The sequence below is a fragment of the Oceaniferula flava genome (assembly GCF_016811075.1).
Lineage (GTDB): Bacteria > Verrucomicrobiota > Verrucomicrobiia > Verrucomicrobiales > Akkermansiaceae > Oceaniferula > Oceaniferula flava.
Genome location: NZ_JAFBGL010000007.1, coordinates 117,724 through 141,870, shown reverse-complemented (window position 1 = coordinate 141,870; position 24,147 = coordinate 117,724). Strand labels below are relative to the sequence as shown.

The 24,147-nt window shown below is 53.4% G+C and carries 19 protein-coding genes; 13 read left to right on the top strand and 6 right to left on the bottom strand.

Features of this window, described 5'->3' with window-relative positions; all coding sequences use genetic code 11:
- Positions 1–34: 34 nt before the first annotated feature.
- On the bottom strand, positions 35–1,036 hold the full coding sequence (locus JO972_RS11615; protein ID WP_309490221.1) for a family 43 glycosylhydrolase: 1,002 nt from the start codon (positions 1,034–1,036) through the stop codon (positions 35–37).
- A gap of 230 nt (positions 1,037–1,266) precedes the next feature.
- Between JO972_RS11615 and JO972_RS11610 the strand changes: the two genes are divergently transcribed.
- The 9 genes from JO972_RS11610 (at position 1,267) to JO972_RS11570 (ending at position 15,427) form a co-directional block, all read left to right on the top strand.
- Entirely contained in the window at positions 1,267–1,812 is a 546-nt protein-coding gene (locus tag JO972_RS11610) for a sigma-70 family RNA polymerase sigma factor (RefSeq protein ID WP_309490220.1), read from the top strand.
- Positions 1,809–3,152, top strand: coding sequence for a FecR family protein (locus JO972_RS11605; RefSeq protein ID WP_309490219.1), 1,344 nt, complete (start codon positions 1,809–1,811; stop codon positions 3,150–3,152). Before JO972_RS11610 ends, JO972_RS11605 begins: the two co-directional genes overlap by 4 nt.
- A gap of 360 nt (positions 3,153–3,512) precedes the next feature.
- Positions 3,513–4,355 carry a PEP-CTERM sorting domain-containing protein gene (locus JO972_RS11600; protein ID WP_309490218.1) on the top strand — a complete coding sequence of 281 codons (843 nt, stop codon included), beginning with the start codon at positions 3,513–3,515 and terminating at the stop codon, positions 4,353–4,355.
- Positions 4,356–4,684: 329 nt separating this feature from the next.
- Positions 4,685–7,951: a helix-hairpin-helix domain-containing protein gene (locus JO972_RS11595; protein ID WP_309490217.1), complete on the top strand. Its 3,267-nt coding sequence runs from the start codon at positions 4,685–4,687 to the stop codon at positions 7,949–7,951.
- 6 nt (positions 7,952–7,957) lie between these two features.
- Complete coding sequence (locus tag JO972_RS11590) at positions 7,958–8,650, top strand: hypothetical protein (RefSeq protein WP_309490216.1); 693 nt, start codon at positions 7,958–7,960, stop codon at positions 8,648–8,650.
- Positions 8,651–8,841: 191 nt separating this feature from the next.
- Positions 8,842–9,615 (top strand): PEP-CTERM sorting domain-containing protein, encoded by a 774-nt coding sequence (locus JO972_RS11585; RefSeq protein WP_309490215.1) that lies wholly within the window; start codon positions 8,842–8,844, stop codon positions 9,613–9,615.
- A gap of 88 nt (positions 9,616–9,703) precedes the next feature.
- Entirely contained in the window at positions 9,704–10,405 is a 702-nt protein-coding gene (locus JO972_RS11580) for a PEP-CTERM sorting domain-containing protein (protein WP_309490214.1), read from the top strand.
- Between the two features lie 137 nt (positions 10,406–10,542).
- Positions 10,543–13,779 carry a GH116 family glycosyl-hydrolase gene (locus JO972_RS11575; protein ID WP_309490213.1) on the top strand — a complete coding sequence of 1,079 codons (3,237 nt, stop codon included), beginning with the start codon at positions 10,543–10,545 and terminating at the stop codon, positions 13,777–13,779.
- Positions 13,780–13,933: 154 nt separating this feature from the next.
- Positions 13,934–15,427, top strand: a complete 1,494-nt coding sequence (locus JO972_RS11570; RefSeq protein ID WP_309490212.1) for a hypothetical protein — start codon at positions 13,934–13,936, stop codon at positions 15,425–15,427.
- Positions 15,428–15,595: 168 nt separating this feature from the next.
- Here the strand turns inward: JO972_RS11570 and JO972_RS11565 are convergent, their stop codons facing one another.
- Together JO972_RS11565 and JO972_RS11560 are read right to left on the bottom strand one after the other, a co-directional pair.
- Positions 15,596–16,051, bottom strand: a complete 456-nt coding sequence (locus tag JO972_RS11565) for a hypothetical protein (RefSeq protein ID WP_309490211.1) — start codon at positions 16,049–16,051, stop codon at positions 15,596–15,598.
- A gap of 159 nt (positions 16,052–16,210) precedes the next feature.
- Positions 16,211–17,005: a hypothetical protein gene (locus JO972_RS11560; protein WP_309490210.1), complete on the bottom strand. Its 795-nt coding sequence runs from the start codon at positions 17,003–17,005 to the stop codon at positions 16,211–16,213.
- Between the two features lie 382 nt (positions 17,006–17,387).
- On the opposite strand from JO972_RS11560, the gene JO972_RS11555 reads away from it, so the two are divergent.
- The 4 genes from JO972_RS11555 (at position 17,388) to JO972_RS11540 (ending at position 20,490) form a co-directional block, all read left to right on the top strand.
- Entirely contained in the window at positions 17,388–17,987 is a 600-nt protein-coding gene (locus tag JO972_RS11555; protein ID WP_309490209.1) for a MerC domain-containing protein, read from the top strand.
- Positions 17,988–18,006: 19 nt separating this feature from the next.
- The gene (locus JO972_RS11550) at positions 18,007–18,570 is read left to right on the top strand and encodes a hypothetical protein (protein ID WP_309490208.1); all 564 of its coding nucleotides are present in this window, start codon (positions 18,007–18,009) and stop codon (positions 18,568–18,570) included.
- Positions 18,571–19,548: a CobW family GTP-binding protein gene (locus JO972_RS11545; protein WP_309490207.1), complete on the top strand. Its 978-nt coding sequence runs from the start codon at positions 18,571–18,573 to the stop codon at positions 19,546–19,548.
- Between the two features lie 144 nt (positions 19,549–19,692).
- The gene (locus JO972_RS11540) at positions 19,693–20,490 is read left to right on the top strand and encodes a PEP-CTERM sorting domain-containing protein (RefSeq protein ID WP_309490206.1); all 798 of its coding nucleotides are present in this window, start codon (positions 19,693–19,695) and stop codon (positions 20,488–20,490) included.
- 178 nt (positions 20,491–20,668) lie between these two features.
- On the opposite strand, the gene JO972_RS11535 is transcribed toward JO972_RS11540, so the two are convergent.
- The 3 genes from JO972_RS11535 to proB all read right to left on the bottom strand — a co-directional run bounded on the left by JO972_RS11535 (position 20,669) and on the right by proB (position 23,925).
- The gene (locus JO972_RS11535; protein WP_309490205.1) at positions 20,669–21,460 is read right to left on the bottom strand and encodes a PEP-CTERM sorting domain-containing protein; all 792 of its coding nucleotides are present in this window, start codon (positions 21,458–21,460) and stop codon (positions 20,669–20,671) included.
- 373 nt (positions 21,461–21,833) lie between these two features.
- Complete coding sequence (locus JO972_RS11530; protein WP_309490204.1) at positions 21,834–23,123, bottom strand: glutamate-5-semialdehyde dehydrogenase; 1,290 nt, start codon at positions 23,121–23,123, stop codon at positions 21,834–21,836.
- A gap of 22 nt (positions 23,124–23,145) precedes the next feature.
- Positions 23,146–23,925, bottom strand: coding sequence for a glutamate 5-kinase (gene proB / locus JO972_RS11525; RefSeq protein WP_309490203.1), 780 nt, complete (start codon positions 23,923–23,925; stop codon positions 23,146–23,148).
- Positions 23,926–24,147: the final 222 nt, after the last annotated feature.

The window sequence follows — 24,147 nt, the reverse complement described above, 5'->3', positions numbered from 1 at the left end:
GGAGAGTGATGAGCTTGAGGTGCGTCCCGACTGATTAGTCGGACCACTTCGCGTCCCAGCGCTGGATGTAAGGCAGGCCTTTGACTCCTCTGGCTGGGTATTGCAGTTCCACCCCCCAGGTGGCGTGTTCTCCCTTGTTGCTGTCGGTGAATGCCTCGGGGCGATACGCGCCGGCGCCCACGGGTCCTTTGATGACATTGTGGGTTTTGACGAAGTTCAGGCCATCTTTGGCGTAGAGGATCGAGCGGGTGATATCTTTCGGGCCGGTGGTTCCGATCATCGCGGCGACGCCCTCGCCCAGTGGCCAGACGACGACTTCGTGGTTGCCGGGGATGATGGGGTTGTTGGCGTGTTTGACGTAAGGTCCTTCAGGTTTGTCGGCTATGGCGACGCCCATTTTCGTCTGGCCAGGTCCCTTGCCTTGCTGGCGCCCCTTGTAGTAGAGCCAGTATTTCCCACCGCGGATGATCAGGCAGGCGTCGTCGATGAGGTGGCTGTCGAACTCCTCATCGTTGCTGCTGTTGGTGACCACAGGTCCGTCGCCGACGCGCTCCCAGGGGCCGTCGGGGGAATCAGAAACGGCGAGGCCGATTTTTGAATCCGGGTTGAAGGGTTTCTTGGCAAATTCATTGGAGGTTCCGGTGTAGAACAGCCAGTAGCGGCCATCGGCCACCATAATGTTTGGGGTGAAGACGCTGGCGCCTTCCCAAGTGCCGGGCTTGCCCTTCGCCAGAGCCATGCCTTTTTCGTCCCAAGTGAGGCCGTCTTTCGAGGTGGCATACCAGACCGTGGCATCGTAACCGGGGGCGATGGTTCCTTTGGAATACCAGACGTAGTAAAGATCGCCCACCTTGATGATGTCGCTGGGGTCACGGCGCATCACACCTTGTTCCAATCCGATGTTGGGGAGCTCGGTGTAGCTGATCTCGACTTTGCCGTAGGACGTTTCCTTGGCGTCCTCGGCCGAGGCCGGGGTGATCAGGCAGGCATGCAGCAGCGCCAGAGAGGTGATGAGTTTGGATGAGAAATATTTCATAGGTGGATGGATTACGTGGGAAAAAACAACTTGTTTCAATCGCGGCGCTTCTCGGTCCATTGCAACGACTACCACCCGCGGCGACAAGGTTATTTCGATGGCAAAAAGGGGTGGAGGACACGCTTCCTCATTGACCCGTCAGATGAGCTTGGCGCAATTTAGTGGTATTAAATTGCGGAAAATATAAAAAATGTCGGCAGGTTTGATCTCAATGACGGATAGGTAGAAAAATGGCTGAAGATAACAAATTAGCTCGGCTCGGCGAGGCGGATTTCATGCGCCTTTTGCTGCAGCACGAGAACGCCCTGCGAGCATTCGCGCGTAGTTTGCTGCCGGACTGGAATGCCGTGGACGATGTTTTCCAGGACGCCAGCGTGATCATGTGGAAAAAATTTGACCAGCTCGACACCGGCGACGGCTTTCTGCCATGGGGTAAGGTCATCGTCCGTTTCCACTGCTACCGTTACCACGAGCAAAAGAAGAAATCCGGAGCCGTCTTTAGTAATGAATTGATCGCCATTCTCGCCGGCGAAGCTGAGAACCTCGAAGACGCCGAATACAGCCAGCGGCACACTGCCTTGGCCTCCTGCCTGGAGGGCTTGCGCGAGACAGATCGTGAATTGGTCCTGGCTCCTTACCTCGGGCATGGACGCATCAAAGAGCTCGCGGAGGCGGCGAACACCTCTGCCAATTCGCTGTATAAAAAAATAGGCCGTCTCCGTGATCGCCTGCGCCAATGTATCACAAGTAAAATGGTTTCCCCATTATCCTCATGAAAGAGTCAGACCAAGAACTGCTGAATGGTTATTTCCAGTCACGCGCCAGCGACGCTCAGATCAACGAGCTCGAGCGGCGCATGCTCGCTGACCCGGATCTTCGGCAACGGTATCTGCAGGAGGCAATGACGGAGACCTCGCTCCGAAGCATCGCCCTGCAAGAGAATGCCTTGCCCAGCAAGTATGCGGAGGAAAAGGCGGCGCCACCGAAGCATAAAAAAACATTCACTCGCATCGTCATGGCCGGCTCTCTGGCGGCATGCTTGGCGGTATTTTTCTGGATTGGGAAAGAAGAGCCGTCGGTAGGCGTGATTCTCTCGAGCGAAATGGCCGGGTGGCAAAGTGAACATTCCACCGTCGACGGTGCTGAGTTTTCCCCCGGTGTATACACCTTGCAGTCTGGGGTGGTGACACTTGGCTTCCATTCAGGCGTGGAGATGGTGATGGAGGGGCCGGCTCGTATTGAGGTGGTCTCCGAGATGGAGATCATTTTTGACTATGGCAATGCCTCGTTTCATGTGCCGGAACAAGCAGTTGGCTTCGAAGTGAACACCCGCCACGGCAAGGTGATCGATCTGGGCACCCGGTTTTCCCTGTCGATGGGCGAGGGAAACAGCGGGGCCCGACTGTCAGTGGAGGAGGGCGAGATCGCGGTGCATCACAATCGTGGCGCTGTGAAACACCTGGTCACCATGGAAAGAGCCAGCATGGATGAAAACAGCATTCATATGAACCTGGATTGGAACAAGGTGAAGGGCGCGAAAATAAGCGAGCAGCCCGTCGTCCTGAGAACGAATGGCAGGGAAAGAACCGTGGTCCGGACTGGCATTCACGGGCTCGAGAGGACTGACTTGCTGATGGTGAAACATGTCGAAACCCGGTCGCATGCTCAGTTCGACCGCAGATCATTGCTTGCCTTTGATGTTTCCGAAATCGACTTTGACCAGGTCGCTCAAGCACGATTGATTCTCAACTCCGTGCCAACCGGCATCGGCATGGGGGCCAATGACATGCCTGTAGTGAGCCACTTCGGAATTTACGGCATCCCCGACGGTGAGCACGAGAGCTGGCCTACGACTGGAGAGCTCTGGGAGAAAGCTCCCAAACCGGAGCATGGATCGTTGGTCGCCCAGTTTTCCATTCGCCGTGCCAATCTCCGCCAGACGGTGGTGCTGGATTCTCCTGAATTGCTGGCTTTCCTGAAAGCCGACCAAAGTGGTGAAGCCGGCTTCATCATTCACTGTGAAACACCGGGCAAATCCATGGTGCATGGGTTCGCCTCGAGCCGACACCGTGAAGCCGCAGGGCCAAGATTGGAATTGGTCATGAAAAAGCCGTAAATATCGGCAGCTAAGGTCACTGGGCGATTGAGCGCCCGTTCGATGAGTTCATTGGGAAATGCGACGTGCTAACACGTCGCTGGTGTCCCCGTGCGAGGGTGCGAGAACTTTTTGTGCGAAAATTGATCACTTAATCGAGGTGTGCAGGGGAGGGAGATCCCTTGGTTTTTTTTGAGTGAGCGCCATAGAATGCGCCTCTGATGGACCCGTAATAATGATGATGATTTTATCTCATTAAGTGCGGCAGGTTTTTCTCTAGATGGCGATAAGTAGCTAATATGGCGTGAAAGCCATTAAATCAATGATTTGAGATGTGAGAGTGGATGACCTGTCTCTCACGCGCCTTTTAAAGAAAAGACCATGAATACAATGAACAAAAAAATAACGAAAACAGCAATTACACTGGCAACCCTGATGGTTGCATCTGAATCTATGGCAGCGACGGTTTTCAGCGATGATTTTAATGATGGAAACCGGAATGGCTGGTATCTCCTCAATGCCACCGGGTTTAACTCATTGCCCGTTGAGACGGTCGGTGGTGAAAGCGTGATGAGTCTGAGGGATACAGACACTGCCACGGATTTTTATGGGGCTGTCACCACCTTTGCCGCTCAGGATCTGTCGGTGGTTGGTTCCAAGATTACGTTAACCTTTGATTTTTATAATGATACACGTTGGCCCAGCGGCCGACAGCTAAGCGCCGGTTTGTATAATTCTAACGGGAGCGTTGTGACAGGCGATACAACTGCAGCAGGGCTCGGCTGGGGAGCTACAGCCAATGATTCCGGTATGCTAGCGACGGCCCAACGTTTCACGGATCGATTTGAGTTAAGAGAATCGGACGGACAAGGTCTCGGCGAACTCCTAACTCGCCTACAAGACAGAACGAATAATAGTGCGTATGGTGAGGATGGATTATGGTTTGATTATACATTAGAGATTGAAAACATTGGCGGTGATCTTCAGACGACCGCGACATGGAGCGGTTCCGATATTGCGGGACAGGAATCGGTATCGCAAACTTGGCTGACGGACGCGGGAGACGTCAATAATTATACATTTGATGAGATTGGCTTAACCGCAAGAGGTAGCGTAAATACTTCGTTTGATAACGTTGAGGTTATTTATGTAGTTCCTGAGCCTTCTTCAGCCGCCCTTCTCGGACTTGGTGGGCTTGCACTGCTCCTACGCCGCCGCAAGTAAGAACGCCGGTGATGAATGTAATTGGGGCATTGGCGAAGTGGCCGGTGCCCCTTTTTTTGGGATAGTGGGTTGAATGCGCTCCAGGTGGAACGGCGACGATCGCCTGGTGTAAGTTCATTCCGCACGTCGTGTCGGTTCCTTCGCACCTGCCGCCATGGGGGCGTGACATGGTTTTTTGTTTTAAAAGCGGCAGGTTTTCCCAAGAATACTGATAGGTATATATGGCTGGGCTTCCGTCGCCTGATGAACATGTTAGTGTGTTAGTCGGGTTGCTGAAGCTTGGTTCGGATTATCATTATTTATCATCTAACCACCCAATCGACTTGATCATGACTTCCAGGCAAAAAATTTCTGAAAAAACTCCCGGTCACTCAGTTGTTCGCCCATCTGATAGATCGTTGAGCCGTGGTGCTGATGGTTTTGCTCTGATCGCGACGATTTCGGTGATGGTGCTCCTGGTGATGATTTCCTTGGCCATGTTAAGCCTGTCTTCGATTAGCGTGCGTGCAGAGTCTCAGGAGGAAGCCAGTGCCGAGGCTCGTGCCAATGCCCGCTTGGCTCTCATGCTGGCCATCGGGCAATTGCAAAGTGAGCTCGGCCCCGACCAGCGGATCAATGCCGCCGCGGATTTGCTTGATAGTAGTCTAACCGATAGCCGAAAGCGCTGGGTAGGCACCTGGGACAGCTGGCCTGGTTCGTCGGAACAGCGGCCCGATCCACAATTCCGTCGCTGGTTAGTCTCAGGTAATCCCGAGCTTCTTAACGATCCATCGTTTCCTAACACCGCTACCGATTTGATTTCATTGAACGGTGATCAATCGACGGTAGATCTTTCCGCACCCAAAGTGCTGCTTGCTCAAGGAGGGCTTGCTTATGCTGTGATTGATGAAAATGCCAAAGCTAGGCTTGGCAGCTCATTGGAGCCGGAGCTTGAGGATACGGCTGACCACCTCAGCCGCTGGCAGTCACCGCCGGCCGGTCATGGGGCTATCCCAGGTCTCGAAGCTGTGCCCCGCACGGATGCCAAGTTAGACCTGATCGCCTCTGGCCAGTCGGTCGATTTGATTCCTCTCAGTGAAACCGGAGATGTCAAGGAGCCCAGCTCCTACACCGTTTGGTCCGAAGGTCTACTTACGGATGTCCGCAATGGAGGTCTGCGTAAGGACCTGAGTCTCTACTTGCAGCAGCCGGAATCTGCCGATTCAAATATGGCGCTCTATGAGTATGGAAGTCGCCGAGGGATTAACTTCAAGGAGTTACACGTCTTCCACGAGTTGAGCACTAGGCTCAGCTACGATGCCGCTAGCTTCACGCACCCCGATGGCGGGAGCTTGAACAGCAGCATTCCCTGCTTGGTGGGAGAGGCGGATAAAACGGCTGCCGCCACCGATACATTTTTCCCCTATCTACGCCCGGTCATTCTGCGAGCATCATGGTATATATCCGCCTACACGCGCAATGAAGGTAGTGTCGAAGACCCGTCCTACCGGGTCTATGTGGTTTTAGAGCCGATCCTTTGGCTGTGGAATCCCTTCGATGCCAACCTAATCATGCAGCCCGGAGGTCACCTGACGAGTCGCTGCTGGGGGCTTCCTTATGATTTCACGATCAAAGCAGGCAATACAACCAAGACGGTGCACTTCAATGATATCAGCCCCGAGTATGGCAGCAATATCAGCATGGAAACCGGCCAGAACGAGCCTGTAGTGATGCGCCCCGGCGAGGTGCAGATTTTCAGCCGTGGCCGACAAGCGACAACACCCAGTGAGGCTTTTGGTAGCTTTGAAGGCAAGCTTGGCTGGTCGGGCACCGGTGGGTTCTCGCTGGACACTGGCATCGTGGTCGATGATTCGAGTTCCATCAGCATTGCGATGAGCCAGTCATCTGAAAGGGGTGCTAACCAATGGGGGCTGATCGAGTTTCTTAGTTATGTGGGAACCGATACGTCGAATCTGTATTGGAATGGTGGACTGATGATTGATCGGACCTCTTGGGATGACTCCTTGTCTGCTACCGACTTCCCCTCAGAAATGTTTAATGATGTTCCTGAAAAAACATTCTCATCCCCAAGTGATCTAACCGTGCCGCAGCCGCTGGCTCTGTTTTCCTACCTCGCCCGAACTGAGAAAGAAGGCTCGATCAAATCCAGATACCTCGCGCGCCTGAGCCCTGCTTCCATGGGCTTTGATCACCAGGCCACCGATCCCAATACCCTGCATTCCCTGCCCTACGAACCGATGATGCAGGCGATCAACGGCGGCTTGGATCGCGATTTCGATTACGATGGTGGTAAGGGGTATTTCGGCGCATCTTATAAGGCGGATAATGGACAATCCTACCTCATCACTCACTCGGTTCCACGGGAGCGGCCGATTTCTCTGGGCAGCTTCCAGCACGCGCTTGCCAATGGATTGGAAATTACCAAGTACAACAGTGCCAAGTTTCACAATCGGATCCTGCAGCCCAGCATTACGCATGCAATTGGCAACTCGTTCGCTCCGCCCAGTATTGCTCCGGACGAGACAACCGGCACTTTCAATGGCATGCCGGCGGTGGATCACTCGTGGCTTGCGAACGATGCCTTGTGGGACCAATGGTTTGTCTCATCCATTGCCGATCGCAATGCGCCGCATCACACCAGCGATCAGGCGGGGTCCGCCCGAACCCTACTTGCTCGTCTGGCCGGGCTGGATGGCGATCCAACGCCATTGCCAAATCGCCACTACTTGTATGCCGGTCAAGATCCAGAGTCGGATACCAATGAGGTCTTCGATGGCAGCAGTCCGAAAAGTGATGCTCATCTGAAAGTGGCATCCCTGCTGCGCGTGCACGGTGCATTCAATATCAACTCCACAGACCCCGCCGCATGGCTCGCGATGTTCCGCTCCACCCACGGCCTAGCTGTTCCCGTGGAACGTAGTGAAGATTCCAGTGTCGACTGGGAAAGTGCCAATAACCCGATCGCCGGCCTGCTAATGCCTAACGGATCTGCGGTGCGCGTGGAGGAGCTGAATGATCCCTCCATGGAGAACCAGTGGGTCGGCTTCCGTGACCCCTCCGATGATGAACTTGAGGAACTGGCAGAGGCGATGGTGGAGGAGGTGAGAAAACGTGGGCCATTTCTATCGCTTTCGGACTTCGTAAATCGTCGAGTCGTTTCTGATCCCGAACTTGCGACATCGGGTGCCCTGCAGTCGGCGCTTGATCGGACTTTGAACAAAGAGCTGGAAAGTGGCTCCCGGAGCACTGGATCAGCCTCTTCGGCCACGGCGTTCCCTGAGGCGGAATCAGGATCGCAGATGACTCATGTGCCTGGCCACGTTAAGCAGGGCGACATCTTGACCACACTCGGAACGAGATTCACCCCGCGTTCAGATACCTTCACCGTGCGTGCCTACGGTGAATCGCGCAGTGAGACAGGACAGGTCTTGGCCAGTGCCCGCTGTGAGGCCGTGATCCAACGGGTCGCCGACTACATCGACCCTGCCGACGCAAGTCACCTCAAGCCAGATGAGTTGGTCAGCCAGGTGAACCAACAGTTCGGGCGGAAGCTCAGAGTGGTCGCTTTCCGCTGGTTGGCATCGAACGAAATTTAATTTCCCATGAATTACATTATCTTAGCAATCTTCCTAGCCATTCAAGTGTCCGTTGTGGCACAGGAAAAAGTATCCGAAACATCTGAAACGTCCCAGAAGGGCGTCCTTCTCCGCTTTACCTCGTTCGGCTTAAAAGAACGAGGCGGCGAATATGTTCTCGCAACTGGCGAAACACGCACCGAGCCTTTTGCTCTGCCAGATAACTGCTTCTCCAAGCCTGTCGCCGCTCCGGCGAAAGCGAGCGAGTTCGCATTGGGCCGAAACACTGCGGATGAGTTCCGTGCTCTTGCCTCCATTAAGCTCCCGGAGACGGGCAAGCGCTTTCTGGTGTTAGTGTTTCCTGCTAGAGGAGGTTTGCTGCAGACTATCATCGTGCGTGCCGATGATCCGGCATTTAAGCCGAGCCAGATCATGCTGATCAATCTCGCTCAAGAAACGTTTGCCGGAGAGCTTGGGGATAAAAAACTGCGCTTCGAACCTGGTAGCCAAACGATTTTCAGACCGCAACGTAAAGGTGAACTCGCCAACTATCAGGTTCGTTTTTTCATGAATAAAAACGGTAAGTCAAAGATCTTTGCCGCGAGTTTGTGGCCCTATTTCGAGAACAAGCGAGCCTTCGTTTTCCTCTATAAGGACCGTGTCACCGGATCAGCCGGCTATCGTTCCATCGATGAGTTTACTGGCTGGGTGGAGAAGTGAACAGGCAGTTCTCGTGCAGCGGGGCCGTTGCCTTTGGTTAGGTGGCCGTGGTTTCGCAGCAAGCGAGAATGTTGGAAATCATAGCGTGTGCACGGCGGGAGTGGTAGCGCATTGGTGTTGTCTGATAATAATCATGATTTAATCTCATTTAACGCGGCAGGTTTTTCATCAAATGGCGATAGGTAGATACCATGGAAAACAAGTATCTCAAAAAAGGCAATTTACTCGCTACCACACTGGTGTCTTCTCTCCTTGCAGTTTCTTCTACTGAGGCTGCGATTTCAATCGTCAACACAGCGACGGGAGTGGGCGATTCCTCAACTTCCGCTCAGACGATTACCTACGCCCTCGGCGCAGGTAATGCACTAGCGATCGGTTTCTACACGGACTCCGGCAGTCACGAAATAGATTCGATTTCATTCGGTGGGGTTGCCGCCGATGTGCTCAACAATGGAGATGAAACTCAGAGCAGAACTCGGATGGCCTACTGGTTGAATCCAACAGGTAACGATTTTTCTATCACATTTACCAACGGAAGCAACGAGTTCGGATATATCTTGTATGAACTCTCGGGAGTTAACACCAGTGTCGCTCCTATCATTGATACGTCGCTTCAAGATGGTGCGGACCCCAATACTTCGATTACCACGATTGCTGACAGTTCATTTCTCATCGAATGGTATGGTTCTAACGATGATGGTATTCCTTCGATTGCGAGTGGACCTCTTGGCGATGTGGTAGCTGTCGATTTAACTGGTGACAATACAGATGGAGATACAGGAACGATTACGAGCGCGCATGCTGCTTCGGTTGGGCCAGGCACCTACGTCACAGAGTGGAATCGTATAGGTAGTAATTTAAATGACGGATCAGTTGTAGTCGCCTTCGCCGCTGTTCCAGAGCCCTCCAGCTTTGCTCTCATAGGTGCAGGCTTTGCCTTTATGCTGACCACGCGTCGTCGCTAAGTAGCTATTCATTAGAGATTTGAGAAATTAGAGCGGATGATCTGTTCTCGCAATCGTTTTAAGAACCATCAACACAATAAACAAAACTATGAATAATAACTTAATACTCGGAATGGCCCTAGGCTTTGTTGGGGCGTCTTCTGCTCAGGCAGCTTTAGTACTGGGCGAACTTCAAGCAACTGACATTAATAATGTGCCCACACCAATCAATGTGGTTAACAATGACCTGCTTCAGACGAATTTGGGATCAGTCCTAGGTTCAGCAGGCGCATGGATTGCTGATGGAGAAACGATAACGGATCCTAAAGGTGGCACTGGTGCCAATAATGTTCTCTGGCTAGACGCAGGAGGTCTTCTTCAAACTGACTTCTATCTTGATGTTTCCTCAAACACCCAGGGATACGACATCGAGGATATCCGCGTGTTTACGGCTTGGGACTCTAATCGTGCTCAGGCGGGTTACAATGTCTCCTACTCCGTCATAGGGAGTGCTGATTTTACGCTTCTCGGGACGGTTGGCTCGCCAGTCGATCAGGGAGGGACCAACAATAGTTCAGATTGGACGTTTTTGACACGCACCTATGACGATGAAGGTGGCACAATCGCCGGACTCACTGGTGTGGACGCGATTCGTTTCGATTGGGATTTTAGCGATGGCTTAGACCCGACTAGAGGTCCTGTCTTTAAGGAAATCGATGTCATTGGTGCGGTCACGGTTCCGGAACCCTCATCGTTTTTACTTGGTGTAGCAGGCATGGGTCTCATGTGTCTTCGCTGTCGCCGCAGCTAAGACCACTGATAATCAGTATCATTGGGGTATTGGCGAAGTTGCCAGTGCCCCTTTTTTAAATGTTAAAGGAATTAAGTGCCAGAGGTTAGACTTAATGGCACCGAGCTCATCAGGTCTCGATTGTAAAAATAAATATCATGAAGAAGTCGATAGTAAGAACAAGCCTGCTTGTAATGGCGGGCAGTTTATTCGCCACGCTCAACCAGGCCGCCGCAGCCGAAGCTGTGGACAATAACCAATCCGCTCTGTTCGATTTTGAAAACGGCGACCTGGAGGGCTGGAAGATAGTGAGCGGAAAATTCGGCAACATTGTCACCGATCGTGAGACTTTTCATGATTCTAACGAGCCGCATAATCGTCAGGGGAAGTGGCATCTTTCCACGCTTGATGGACCGTCGGGAACCAAGAGCGATGCCTATGTCGGAGAGTTGCGCTCTAAGACATTTAAGCTCACCACACCGCGTGTGAACTTTCTCGTCGGCGGCGGCAGTAAGGGCGTTTATGTGGCGCTTTGCACCGAAGATGGGAAAGAGGAACGTTGGGTCACCGGTGGTGATTCGCAGAAAATGAAGCGGGTTGTTTGGAGTCTGCCCGAGTTGGTGGGAGAAGATGTGTTTTTGAAAATCGTCGATCGCAACAAGGGCGGCTGGGGACACATTACCTTTGATGATTTCAGGGAAGGCGGAGACGAGCGTGATGTGGTTGAACAGGTGAAGTCGGTTCTGCCGAAGATCCCTGAGGACAAAAATCTGTCTGACGACTGGATCAAAGCACTCACTGCCCGCGGCAAACCTGAGGTGTGGAGTGGCGATGAGCTAAATTACATCGGCATGCCGATTGGTGGCATCGGTTGCGGACAGCTTTACCTGGCTGGTGATGGTCGCCTCTGGTTGTGGGATATTTTCAAGAGCAACTACACCCGTGAAAACGTCAACAGTCTGAAGCTGAGCCTGATGACAATGAATGGCCACTACACCGAACCGGTCGATTCAAAAACCGGCACGTACAGCGAGCGCAATGGCGCCGATGTCGAGCAGGGTTTTGCCATTCGGATCGTTCAGAATGATGCGGTCGAACTACGCACTCTGGACTCGGAAGGTTTTCCCGGCGTGAGCTTTCGCGGCGAGTATCCGATCGGTCGTGTCACCTATGCTGATCCCAAATCTCCCGTCAAGGTTGAGCTGGAGGCCTTTTCTCCGTTTATCCCGTTGAGCGCAAAGGATTCTTCCTTACCTGCGACGGTGATGACTTACACGGTGACCAACACCAGTAAGGATCCTCTCGAAGTCGATTTGATGGGATGGTTACAGAATGCCACCTGTCCCCATGATAACGTGGCAGATCTGGGGGAACGACGCAATACCCTGATCCAACAGCAAGGGCTTGTGACGCTCCACCAAACCGTTGAGCCCGCAGCGGGAAAAGGACTCGAGAAGCACCATGGCTACGGTTCAATGGCGCTCAGTTTGATCAAGCCTGAGCAAGGGGCACTCCTCGGAGCGGCCCAGACCAATCTTCCGTTAGATGCTGGGGCATTTGCCAATAAGTTTGAAAAAGGAAGCTCAGTTTCCCACGCACTGGACAAGCCGTTGGTGGGGACACTGGGGCAATCTCTGAAGCTGGCCGCTGGCGAGAGTCGCCAGGTGCGGTTTCTGCTGACCTGGTATTTCCCCCTGCATCAAAAGAAGGGGGAAGTGGATCGCGGTATGAATCGGATCGAGGACTTTGCTTCGATGAAACGTCATTATGCGCCGTGGTTTACCAGTGCTGCTGACGCCGCTCAGAAGATTGAAAAAGACTATGACCGATTGGCTGGTGGAACCCGCCGTTGGAACGAAACTTGGTATGACTCCACGCTTCCTTACTGGTTCCTGGACCGCGCCTTTATTCCGATCGATTGCCTGGCGACTCAGACTTTCCACTGGTTTGACTCCGGTCGGCCATGGGGCTGGGAAGGGGTGGATTCCTGCCCGGGAACTTGCACGCACGTTTGGAGCTATGCGCACGCGATGGGGAGAATTTTCCCGGAGTTCGAGCGACATATTCGCGAGCATGTGGACTACGATATCGCGATGAGTGAGAATGGAGGCATTGCCTACCGTGGGCAGCGTGGCAAAACCGCAGCGACTGATGGTCAGGCCGGCGTCATTTTGCGCACCTTGCGCGAGCACCAGATGTCCGCCGATTCCGAGTTTCTGACACGGGTCTGGCCACAGACGAAAAAGGCGGTGGAGTTCCTCCTCCGCCAAGACCCCAAGAAACAAGGGGTGCTGGAAGGCACTCAGCGGCACACGCTCGATGCCACTTGGGAGGGGCCGATGGGGTGGATGTCCTCGCTGTATTGCGCCGCCCTGCGTGCCGGAGCACAGATGGCTGAGGAGATGGGCGATGACGAGTTTGCCGAGCTTTGCACGAAAGTGGCGGATCGTGGTAAGAAGAACATCGTCGATGAAGTTTTCAACGGTGAGTATTTCATCCACAAACCGCCGAATTTCGAGCGCATCAATACCAATATAGGAAGTCATATCGACCAGGTGTTAGGGCAATCATGGGCATGGCAAGTTGGCCTGCCCCGTGTGTTGCCGAAAAAGGAGACGGACTCTGCTCTCAACGCACTTTGGAAATATAACTTCGCTCCGGATGCCGGCGGCTATGCTCGGGAACACACCTTTATCAAGGGCGCGCGTGTCTATGCTGATGTCGGAGAAGCCGGGATGATTATGACTGGCTGGCCCCAAGGTGGTAGTGAAGTTGCGGTTCCGGGGATGGCACGTCGCGTGGAGAATTTCGAGAAATGGCTCGGTGCGGGGGGCTATTTTGACGAAGTCATGTCCGGCTTCGAATACCAGGTGGCCTCGCACATGATCTACGAGGGCAAACCCGATAGCGAAGAGGTGAAACGTGGCTTGGCCGTGGCCCGTGCGATTCACGATCGCTATAACGCCGCCAAACGCAACCTCTACAACGAAATCGAGTGTGGCGACCACTATTCGCGCGCTATGGCCGCCTACGGGGCCTACCTGGCCGTGTGCGGTTATCAATACCACGGACCCAAGGGAGAGATCGGCTTTGCGCCACGTCTGCAACCGGAAGATTTCCGGGCTGCATTCACGGCAACAGAAGGATGGGGCACGTATAGCCAAAAAATCATCCGCAAGCAGATGCAAGCCAAGCTCAAGCTGAACAACGGCAGTCTGGCGATTCAAACCATCCGACTGGACCCGCAGGGGACGACGATGAGGCAGGTCTCTGTCATCGCTCATGGAAAGAAGGTAAACGCAAGTGTGAATATGGATCAGGGAACCGCCGTGGTGAGACTGACATCTCCGGTCCGAATCGCCACAGGCCAAGAGCTGGTGGTGACATTAAAATGAGCTGCAAACGTCTTCCTTTCACAATAAGATAACCTTCAATAAAACACGATACGCGGAAGGGGCTCGGACCTTGTTAGGACTTCTTCCGCTTGTGCCGTGGGACTTTCAAGCGAATATTAAACAACCTCACGCTGAACGATCAGCAAACAAAACAATGAGACATATCAATTACATCCTAGGATTACTTATGTTCCTGCCCGGCCTGTGTCAGGCTGAGGACTATCGGGTGGATTCACAAAAAAAATTCGATTACATCAGCACGATTGAACTGAAACCGGGCGATACGATTCTGCTGAAACGAGGCATGACGTTTACCGGAATGCTGGCACCGAAGGGGAGCGGCACCGAAGGCAAACCGATCCGCATTGGCGCCTACGGTTCTGGCAAGCGCCCGGTCATCCGAGCCAAAGGGAAACATCTAGCAGGTGTGCTGCTTAAAAACCTTTCCTACTGGGAGGTGCACAGTCTGGAGGTGACCAATACCGACGGCTCGGATAAGGATCAGGGCACACTTTTTGGTATCTATGTCTTGGTTGAGAAAAAGGAGGGGACTTATAGGCATGTTTATATCAACGACTGCTATGTCCACCACGTGAACGGCATGGTGGCTGGGAAGCGTCGTGGGGGAATTCATGTGCATATGAGGAAGGTCAAGAACTCGAAGTTCGACGACCTCCGCATCACTAACAACCGGGTGGAACAGATTGGTGGGGTAGGTATTGGAAACTCGTCCTCGTGCGGTGGAGTGAAGTTGTTGAGAAACGATTACGAGGCCGAGAACCTATGGACACGTGTCTATGTGGCCGGTAACCGGGTGGATACCACCGGGCGCAACAACATCATCGCCCGTGTGAGCAAGGACGCAATCTATGAGCACAACGTCCTGGCTAACAGCAGTCGCCGCGATACCGGACATAGCATCTTTTGCTTTAATACCGACGGAATCAAAATCCAATATAACGAAGCCTATGGTAACGTTGGCAATAAGAAGAACAAAGATGGCGGTGGGGAATCGGATCGCGGTGGCTTCGATGCCGACTACAACTGCATCAATACCTTCATCCAGTATAACTACAGCCACGATAACCTATGGTTCTGCGGGATCATGAAAAGGCCGACGAGAAATGTAGTCATCCGATATAACGTCAGCGAGAACGATCGCGAGGGGATTTATTTCTATGGCTTTGACCGCAACAAGCAGGCGGAAAATGTGCACATCTATAACAACACCCACTACGTCCGCAAGGGCTTGCATGTGGAGGTGTTTGCCGAAGGACGAACACCGGTGAATACCACCTTTGAAAACAACATTTTCTACTTCGAAGACAAGGGCGAATGGGGTCCAAAGGCAGAAGGAATCAATACCGTGTTCCGCAATAACGTCTATCATAACATTCTGCCACACCCATCAGACAGCCAGGCGATTGTGGCTGATCCCAAGTTTGTCAGGGCTGGTAAAGCGGGATTCCATATCAACCTGAAAACGATGGATGCACTCCGCGGCTACCGGCCAAGAGCCGGGTCGTTGTGTATTGATGCTGCGATTCCAATTCAGAACGCAGGAGGAATCGATATTCTGAAAAAGGCAGTCGATCCTGACAGCGCCGACATCGGAGCTCTGGAATTTCAAGGGATTAATCGTAGATAGAAAACATCTAACGCTTTGGTGGCGCCGTAGGTTTTCCTCATAGATGCCTGAGCAGTAGCCATGACCAAACACCTCACCCCTGTCGTCTTGATTCTAGGTCATTCAGCAAAAAAAAGGCGTGGGAGCCGAAGCTGCCACGCCTGAATGAGGAATATGGAAGGAAAACGACTACAGTTCCTTCTTAGCCGCGCGCACGGTGTTTTTGAATTCGCGGATTGTCTTCTTGTTGCTCTGCAGCTCGGTGCGGCTTCCTTTGGTCACAAGTTTCAGGTCGTTCGGATTGAAGACATAGAAATACACTGAAGCCCCGTCGGCGAGACTGCCGACCTGGGAGAGGATTTCTTCGGGGAGACCGGTCTTCTTGTTTCTGAAAGCGGAGACCCGGGTGAACAAGAGCTTGGACGAGGACTTGGTGGCCTTTTCGCCATTCTCCATGGTGGCGGCGCAGTTCGGGCAGCGGTCGTCACTGCCTTTGAACACGATGGTGAGAAGTTTCTTTTTTTCGATCGCTTCAGCCTTCACCGCCTCAAATTCGGAGGTGGGTTTGAAGCCGCGTGGCACCTTGCCGAAGACGGCGGTGGCCATGAGAAGAAGCAGGAGGGTGGGTTTGATGAGTGTTTTCATTGAGTCGGTTATTGCTGGCATCGCCGCTACTTTATCACGAAGTCGCTGGAGACGATGATTTTGACTATGAAGCTAAGTTTTATGGCGATTGTAGGTCAAATCAATAATCAAGACGCAGTTCCTTAGCGCTAGCCGAAATATCAGGGATATGCTTCGTATCTATCGACGTCTGTGTCTCAGCATTATCAAGCCGGCTAGGGAGGAAAATACCCAGCTGCTTGGCTCTGGCACAGGCAGACCGTTGGCGGACAGGATTTCACTGAATCCACCCAGATCTTCCCAGCTCGTGCTTGATGACTGGCCACCGTTGATGCCATTGAGGTCCTGGTTGAGACTGTTTGCGTTATTACTCGTGGCGGTGACATACTGCAGAGCGTTCGTTTCATCGAATGACCCGATGCCAGGAAGGTTCAGAGAATCCACAGCCGTTGCCAGTTCAATGAGTGGTAGGGAAAAGCTGACAAAATAGTCAGTGTGATCGCCACCTCCTCCAGATCCCCCGTCAAGATTGTCGTTGGTCAGAGTCGGGTCGATCGTGGTGTTGACTGATTGGAAGTCGTAATTTGCCGATGTAGCTGAGACCTCATAGTAGGGATTGGATGAGTCGATACTGGTGGTGCTCGGTGAAATGTTGGCTCCGCTTCCTGCCGGGTAGAGACCGACCTCCGACCCTTCGATTGCCGCGGCAAAAAGATCGATAGCACCGTCCAAGTTGGCATCGATGCCTACCCAGAATGCCGATTCGAAACCGCTGGGGTTTTTATCACCGGCGACGCGAAGTCTGAAACCCAAGGTTCCATCGGTGAGGACGAGGGGAGTGTCCGCATCATCAAATGCTGTGTAGAATGATGGGTTGTTGGCATCTCCGACGATGTCGGCATCACGGATGCCTGTTTGCTGGTCCTCGGAAGGGTCTGCACTAGGATCGACACCGTATTGAACCACGTTCCACATGTCAGTGGCGCTAGTGACCGATACGGCAGCACTAACCATTGTGGGAACGGTTAGCGTTAATAGAATAATACTTCTCATATTGCTGAGATGCTTAGTATCTTCACATCATAAACTAAAGTTAATCTTGTTGGCGGTAAGGGTCAAACATCAAACAGTTGTTCTATTGTGCGAGGTCTATGTTAACAGCTGGGCTTCAGAGAGGTCATGGAAACCAACGTGTTGGGATCGTGCATTACAAATCTTCAAAAGTTGGTATCTGTGGCTATTCCTTGATACTTCCTCGGTTGTAGGAGAGTGAACGCAAAAATACCGCATTATTAACGCAAGTGTGTTGCGTTAGTGGGTTTTTAGGTTATAATTCGTCCAACAAAAGATCTGACTGATGGAATTAACTGCTGAACCTATCTCCCTTGAAAGCCGTGCGAATGCCGACCGCATCGGTATCTTTGCCTCTATTCTCTGCGCCATTCACTGCGCGGTTACACCGGTCTTGCTACTGGTGATGCCGGCTTTTGGTAAAGCGTGGTCACACCCGGCGACTCACTGGGGCATGGCCGTGGTGGTGATTCCCATCGCAGTCTATATGATGGTCAAAGGCTTCCGTCGCCATGGCCAGAAGTGGGTGCTCGGTCTGGGCAGTCTGGGTGCCGTTCTGATTGTCATCGGTGCGATGCTACCTTACGCGGAGGCGGACGCATCTGGGCCTGAGGGGACATCTGCCATGAGCATGGAGCAGGCTCCGCTTGCTGAATCGAGCTGCTGCAGTGCTTGTGATGAATGTGTGGAGGCTCCGGTGGAGACTCCCATGGCGGCACAATGTGTCGATAACTGCTGCCCGTCGATCGTGGTCGACGAGGCTGGCGAAAAGTCGCTCCACATCCCCCCGGCGAGTATCGTGACCACCTTGGGTGGCTTGTGTTTAATCGCGGTTCACGCGGCGAACTTATGCTGCTCTGGCTGCGGATGTTGTAGCAAAAAATAACAGCCAGCGCTGTGTCCTGATGAGCGATTCCCGAAGGTTGGCCTGTCTGCTGAAAGATTGCGCCAACGGATTCTACCAGCAGATGTATTTTCTCGGTAAGGATGTCGTGCATCCAACGGGCAACCAGCTGTCAGCCTACGGATTTGAGAAATCACCATCACGTGGATTGAAGGGGACAAGCTGCTACGCCTACGATGCGGGAGATCATCGGATCGAGCTCTACGGCTCTTGCGCCGGTGTCTATTCGGCGAGTTCACAGCTCGTTTATTTACGGAAGAAAGGCCGCTTTTACCACTGGCTTCCAGAGCACCGCTTGGTGGCCGGTTGTTGGTCCCAGGAGGACTTGGACGCCGGGAAACCTGAGAGCCTGATGACGGCTCTGCGCCCTTTACTGCAGTGGTGGCTGGATTATGAGCGCTGGATCGAGAAGCGTCATGGCCAAGCCTACCGCGAACGTTGTTATCATGAGTGGAGTAAAATCAAGAGCCAGAGCCCGTGGCTTCCTCCTGCGGCGGCGATGGCTTGGGTCGCGGAATTTCTGGAAAAGCGCGCCCAGACAACGAGACCGAAACAATTTGTCTGAATGACTCTGGCAGCCATAAAAAGCCTCACGCGTGTCCGCCCCGTCATCCTCCTTACCGGTTTTCTGGGCGCTGGCAAAACTACCTTACTGAAGCGGCTTCTGACCGCCTGTCAGGAGGAAGCATTGCATACCGATGTGATTCTGAACGACTTTGCCGATGCCAATCTGGATTGCGCCACCATTGAAGGGATGGCGGGAAGCATCGAAGCTCTATCGGCAGGTTGTGCCTGCTGTGAGGGCTTGGATTTTCTGCTCAAACTTAGCTTGAAAACCAATGCGCTGGAGTCGGACCTGCTATTCGTCGAGCTCAATGGAACGGCCGACCCTGTGCCGATTATTGAAGCGTTCACCTTGTTGGAAGAGAGGCTGCAACTGCATCCGCGATGGCAAGTCTGCGTGATCGATACCCGCCACTTTGGCGAGCGCGGCTTCTATCGTGACATTGAAGAGCTCCAGCTGCAAACCGCCAGCCATCTCTACCTTTCCCACACCGGAGGAGGGCGCAGCGTCGAAGAGATTCTGGCAGAAGTCAGAAAGGTCAATGCCCACGCCCCCGTGCTGAGTGATGAGGAGCTGGTCCGCGAGGTGCTTGCACTGGGACGGGCTCGACGACAGCGACTGCTTACCGCTCCGGCGCAGGGTGAGCTGGAACTTGCCACGCTGAAAAAATCCGCCCAGCACGAGCAGACCCATGACTTTCACTCCGCCAAGATCGTGCTGCCGGCACAGGCAGAAGAGCAGAAGATTCTGAACTGGCTGAACTCCCTCCCAGCCTCGGTGCTCAGGGTGAAAATGTTGATGGGCGTGCAGGGCAAGCCGGGAGCGCGTTATCTCTACGAGCGTGTGGGCATGGAGGTGAGTCGCTACCCACAACGCGTGGAACTCGGCCCCGGGGTGGAAAACTCCGTCATTTTGATTGGCCCTAATCTCCCGCTCGCTGAACTTGAACAGTCGGCGCGTGAGTATTTTGGCAAGTAAACTCGGTGGACCGGAGGAGGCCTGTGGATGATTCTTGACAGCAAATTGGCTCCCTCTTAGGTTAAAAAAAATCGGGTGTCCTTGCGGATACTTATCCTGAGTCCGTCACAACGACTCGTAGCCAATCTTAAATAGACAAGCACTATGATGAAAACAGAAAGTAAACTGGCCCTCTGGGTCACCACATTGGGGTTACAGGCAGTCGCTCTTTCGTCACTTCATGCCGTGACATTGCAAATGAATGATTTCGGTGCCGGGGCTGATGTGGGGCCTTCTTTGCAACAAGCAACCAATAGCTTGGGCACCGGTGGTTCAGCAGACCCTGCGACAGGAGTGATCACCACCGGGACCAATAATAACAGCACCTATGGACTTAACTCAAGCAGCCTGGTGGATGTCACATCCGTCGCCGGCGCAACTGGCTTCACTGTGGAGTGGGTGATCAGCGGAATTTCTCAAAACGTGGGTGCCATTCAGTCGAACGACATGTTCTTCGGAGTCACTGGAAACTCAAGCACAGCCACAAATGGAGATCCAAGTTTGTTTAACAACAGTGGCAATGCCATTGGGATCAAGCTGGATGTGATTGGTTCGGTATCGAGCTTCTTTGAAGTGGGTTCTTCGAGCACTGGAGCTCAGCAAACAACGGCACTGACCACAGATTCGATGGAGGACGGTTTCACTCTCAGCTTCACTGTGAACGATGACAATACCTGGTCGGCCACTTCCACCGGCTTGTCTTCGGAGATCAATACATCCGGAACACTCGCCCATGCGACCTATGCGGGCATCGCCTCCAACCTCGGCGCTTACACGAGCGTGCAGGGAAATAGCATCGTCTACACCGTGGATAGCGTCAGCATCTCCACCGTCCCAGAGCCGTCCTCCGCAGCCCTTCTCGGTCTCGGAGCCATGGCTCTTGTGTTCCGACGGAAGAAGTAGAGCCCAATTTTCGAAGCCTTATTTGATAGCAACCCGACCAGCCTCCTGGTCGGGTTTTTTTATTCCGAGAGCATGCCTCCGTGTGACTTGTGCGAAGTGCCATCCATGCGTGCAAAAAAAAGCCCTCCACGGCATGGACCGAGGAAGGCTGATGGAAGAGCGGTATGTCCGTGGATGCCTATCTGCGACGACGCAGAATCAGAGCAAGTCCACCGAGGCCAAGAAGGGCTGCGGAGGATGGCTCAGGCACGGCATCGATGGTGATTTCATAGATGTTCATGCCGGAATTGCCTTGGGTATAAGCGGCGAAGAAGTACTCACCATCTGCGGAGTTGGTGAAAAGGTCGGAAAATGTGCCGGCGCCGAGACTAGCGGAGGTGCCGTCGAGGTCGAAATCAGCGCTGCCGTCCGCATTCACTGTCAGGGTGAATGTTTGACGGGTTCCCAGATCGATCGCGCTGTTCAATGCGGTGGATGCAGATGTCAATGCACCGCCGGTGGTGTCGGAGTTGAGACCTTGAAAACCGTTTCTTGTGGTGGCGGAAAATCCGACTGCATTCAAATCAGCATCGGTCTGCATGAAGGCATTCAGGTTGCCCAGATCGGTTCCGGAAGCAGTGATTTCGTCAACAATACCGAAGGATGAGGTGAAAGACGCAAAGCTGCTTGAAGCCGCCGTTTGGAAGTCCACGGTCAGGGTGAAACCTCCAGACAGATCAAATTGATTTTCGGTATGCAAGTAAGCGACTTTAAAGCCTTGAACTGGATTCTGGTTTGAAGTCAATACTCCTTCATCGATGAATGGGTCTGCTAGGTCCAAGTAGGTGTCGCTAATGAGTCCACCACCAACATAGTTATTGTTGATGAGAAAATCACCGTCGAATTCATCATGATAGACGATAACGGCTTGGGAAGTTCCACAGGCTGCAAGCAGGGAGAGTGTGGTAAGTGCAATGGATTGATATTTCATAGTAGTAGTTCTGCGTATGACTGGTTGCGCAGGTGAGCGAAACTTGAAGCAATCATTAGGCCATCACTTACGTTACGGAGGGTTTGTTTTCGTAGGAAAGGGGTCAAAAAAAGAACTTTTTGAGCGATCCTATGTCACGAAAACAGCTTGTTTTCAAACGTATGTTACGTAGGGTTTAATGTTCTGTTTGAAGGAGAAGGATGTTTGTTGGGGCTCAATAGGGTGGCTCGTTACGTTGGCTCTGCCTGACGTCGCGGGCGAAAAAAAAAGGCGCCCTACTGGGAGCCATCGACAAAAAAAGCCCCGCCTCGGCTCAATGTCTGAGCTGAAACGGGGCGGTGGAGGGTTTCCGTTTTTTTGGAGTGCGGGATGCTTAGTCGAGCGCGTCTTGTCTCGCCTTGTCCTTGATCTGGCCGTCGCCAGTGATGCGGTATTGGTAGCTGGTCAGCTCTTTCAGCCCCATCGGGCCTCGGGCGTGAAGTTTGTCGGTGCTGATGCCGATTTCCGCACCAAATCCAAACTCTTCGCCGTCGGAGAAGCGGGTGGAGACGTTGTGGTAGACACAGGCACTGTCGATGGCCGTTAGGAAATGTTGGGCCGCTGCGTCGTCGGTGGTGATGATCACTTCGCTGTGCTGAGAGCTGTGGGTATTGATGTGCTCAATGGCGGCTTCAGTGGAATCGACCACTTTGACCGCGATGATGAGATCGAGATACTCGGTGACCCAGTCGGCGTCCTCGGCAGGGGTGGTGCCGTCGATGATTTTTTGGGTCGCTTCATCGGCGCGGATTTCCACACCACGTTGATCGAGCCGGGCTTTCAGCTTGGGTAGAAACTCATCGGCAATGTCCTTGTGCACCAGGACGGTTTCCAGGGCGTTGCAGACCGAGGGTTTCTGGGTTTTGCCATCGTCGATGATGGCGACCGCGAGATCTTGGTCGGCTGCACGATCGACGTAGGCGTGGCAGATGCCATCATAGTGCTTGATCACCGGCATGCGTGCCAGGCTGACCACGGTTTCGATCAGCCCCTTGCCTCCGCGTGGGATAATCAGGTCGAGATATTTGTCCATGCCCGCGAGCACCGCGACGCTTTCACGATCGGTGAAGGGGATGAGCTGGATGGCGCCAGCGGGTAATCCGGCCGGTTCGCCGCCGGACTGAAGAGCTTTGGCGATGGCTTTGTTCGAGTGGATCGCTTCACTGCCGCCACGCAGGATGGTGGCATTGCCCGATTTGAGGCAGAGCACGGCGGCGTCCGAGGTCACGTTCGGGCGACTCTCGAAGATAATACCAATCACCCCGATGGGCACCCGCACCTTGTTGATCTCAATGCCGTTCGGGCGGGAGATTTTTTCCAGGTGCTCACCCACGGGGTCTGGAAGGTCGGCGACTTGTTCGATGCCCGCGGCGATGGCGTCGACGCGGTCGGCATCGAGCTTCAAGCGATCTAACATCGCTCCGGTGAGACCTTTGGTTTCGGCGGCGTCGATGTCTTTGGCATTCGCCTCGAGGATGGCAGCGGTGTCCGCACGCAGGGACGTGGCCATGGCGCGCAGGATGTCGGATTTTTTCTCTGCCGTGAGCTGGGCCAGTTGGTGCGCGGCAGTGCGCGCGTTGTGACCAAGCTGATAGATGGCGTCTTTGATTTCGTCTGAATTCATGAAATGAAAATGGGTCGGGGGATTATTTCGTGGCGGGTTTTTTGGCGAGGAAGCGGGTGCAGATGCCTCGGCCGTTGATGATGTCCCTGAGGCGTTCTGGTTCGCGACCGTTGGCGATGCAGGTTTCGATCCCGCCGTCGACAGCGCGTTTCACCGCTGTGAGTTTGGCTTTCATGCCACCCATGGACATCCGGGCTTTTTTTTCTTCGGCAAAATCGAAGACCGAATCAACGTCTTCCACCACCGGGATGATTTCACCACCGATGCCGCCTTCGCCGTAAAGTCCGTCGATGCTGGAGAAGATCACCAGCTTGTCGGCTTTGACCAGTTCGGCCACGCGGACGGCGAGCATGTCGTTATCACCTACGCAGTAATCGCTGTAGGCCACGGTATCGTTCTGGTTCACGATGGGCACCACGGCTGGCTCGTGCAGCAGTCGCAGCAGGGTGGCCTTGGTGTTGGCGCGGCGTTCGGTATCGCGGAAATCATCGGCGGTCCGGAGCAGCTGGGCCACGTTGACGCGGAAGTGCGCGAAGAGGTTTTCGTATGCGTGCATCAGGCGAGTCTGACCGACAGCGGAGACCGCTTGTTTGGTGGCCAGCTCTTTGGGATACTCGGTGAGGCCGAATGCGGTGATGCCAGCTCCTACAGCTCCACTGGAGACAAGGATGCATTTACCGTGCGGGCCCACGCATTGGGCGATTGCATTGACGAGACGTAACAGGGAAGCTCCATCGAGGGTGGCATCTTCCGCTCTGGTGAGCACTCCTGTTCCTACTTTGACGACGATTATTTGGTCCACGTATATAATAATGTTAGTTAAGTCCCGCAATTGTCGTGGGTGCAGATGAACTTAATATAAAGGTAGGGTTTGAATCTTCCTAGGTTGGTTGCCTGTTCAGGGCACCGCATTCGATTTACTCAAAAGATGCGATTTATTGTCTGCGGCCATACTACGGCTGGGACGAGGGTATCATTAACTCGAATCTAGAAATGACAAAAGGAAATCCTCGTTCATTTTGAC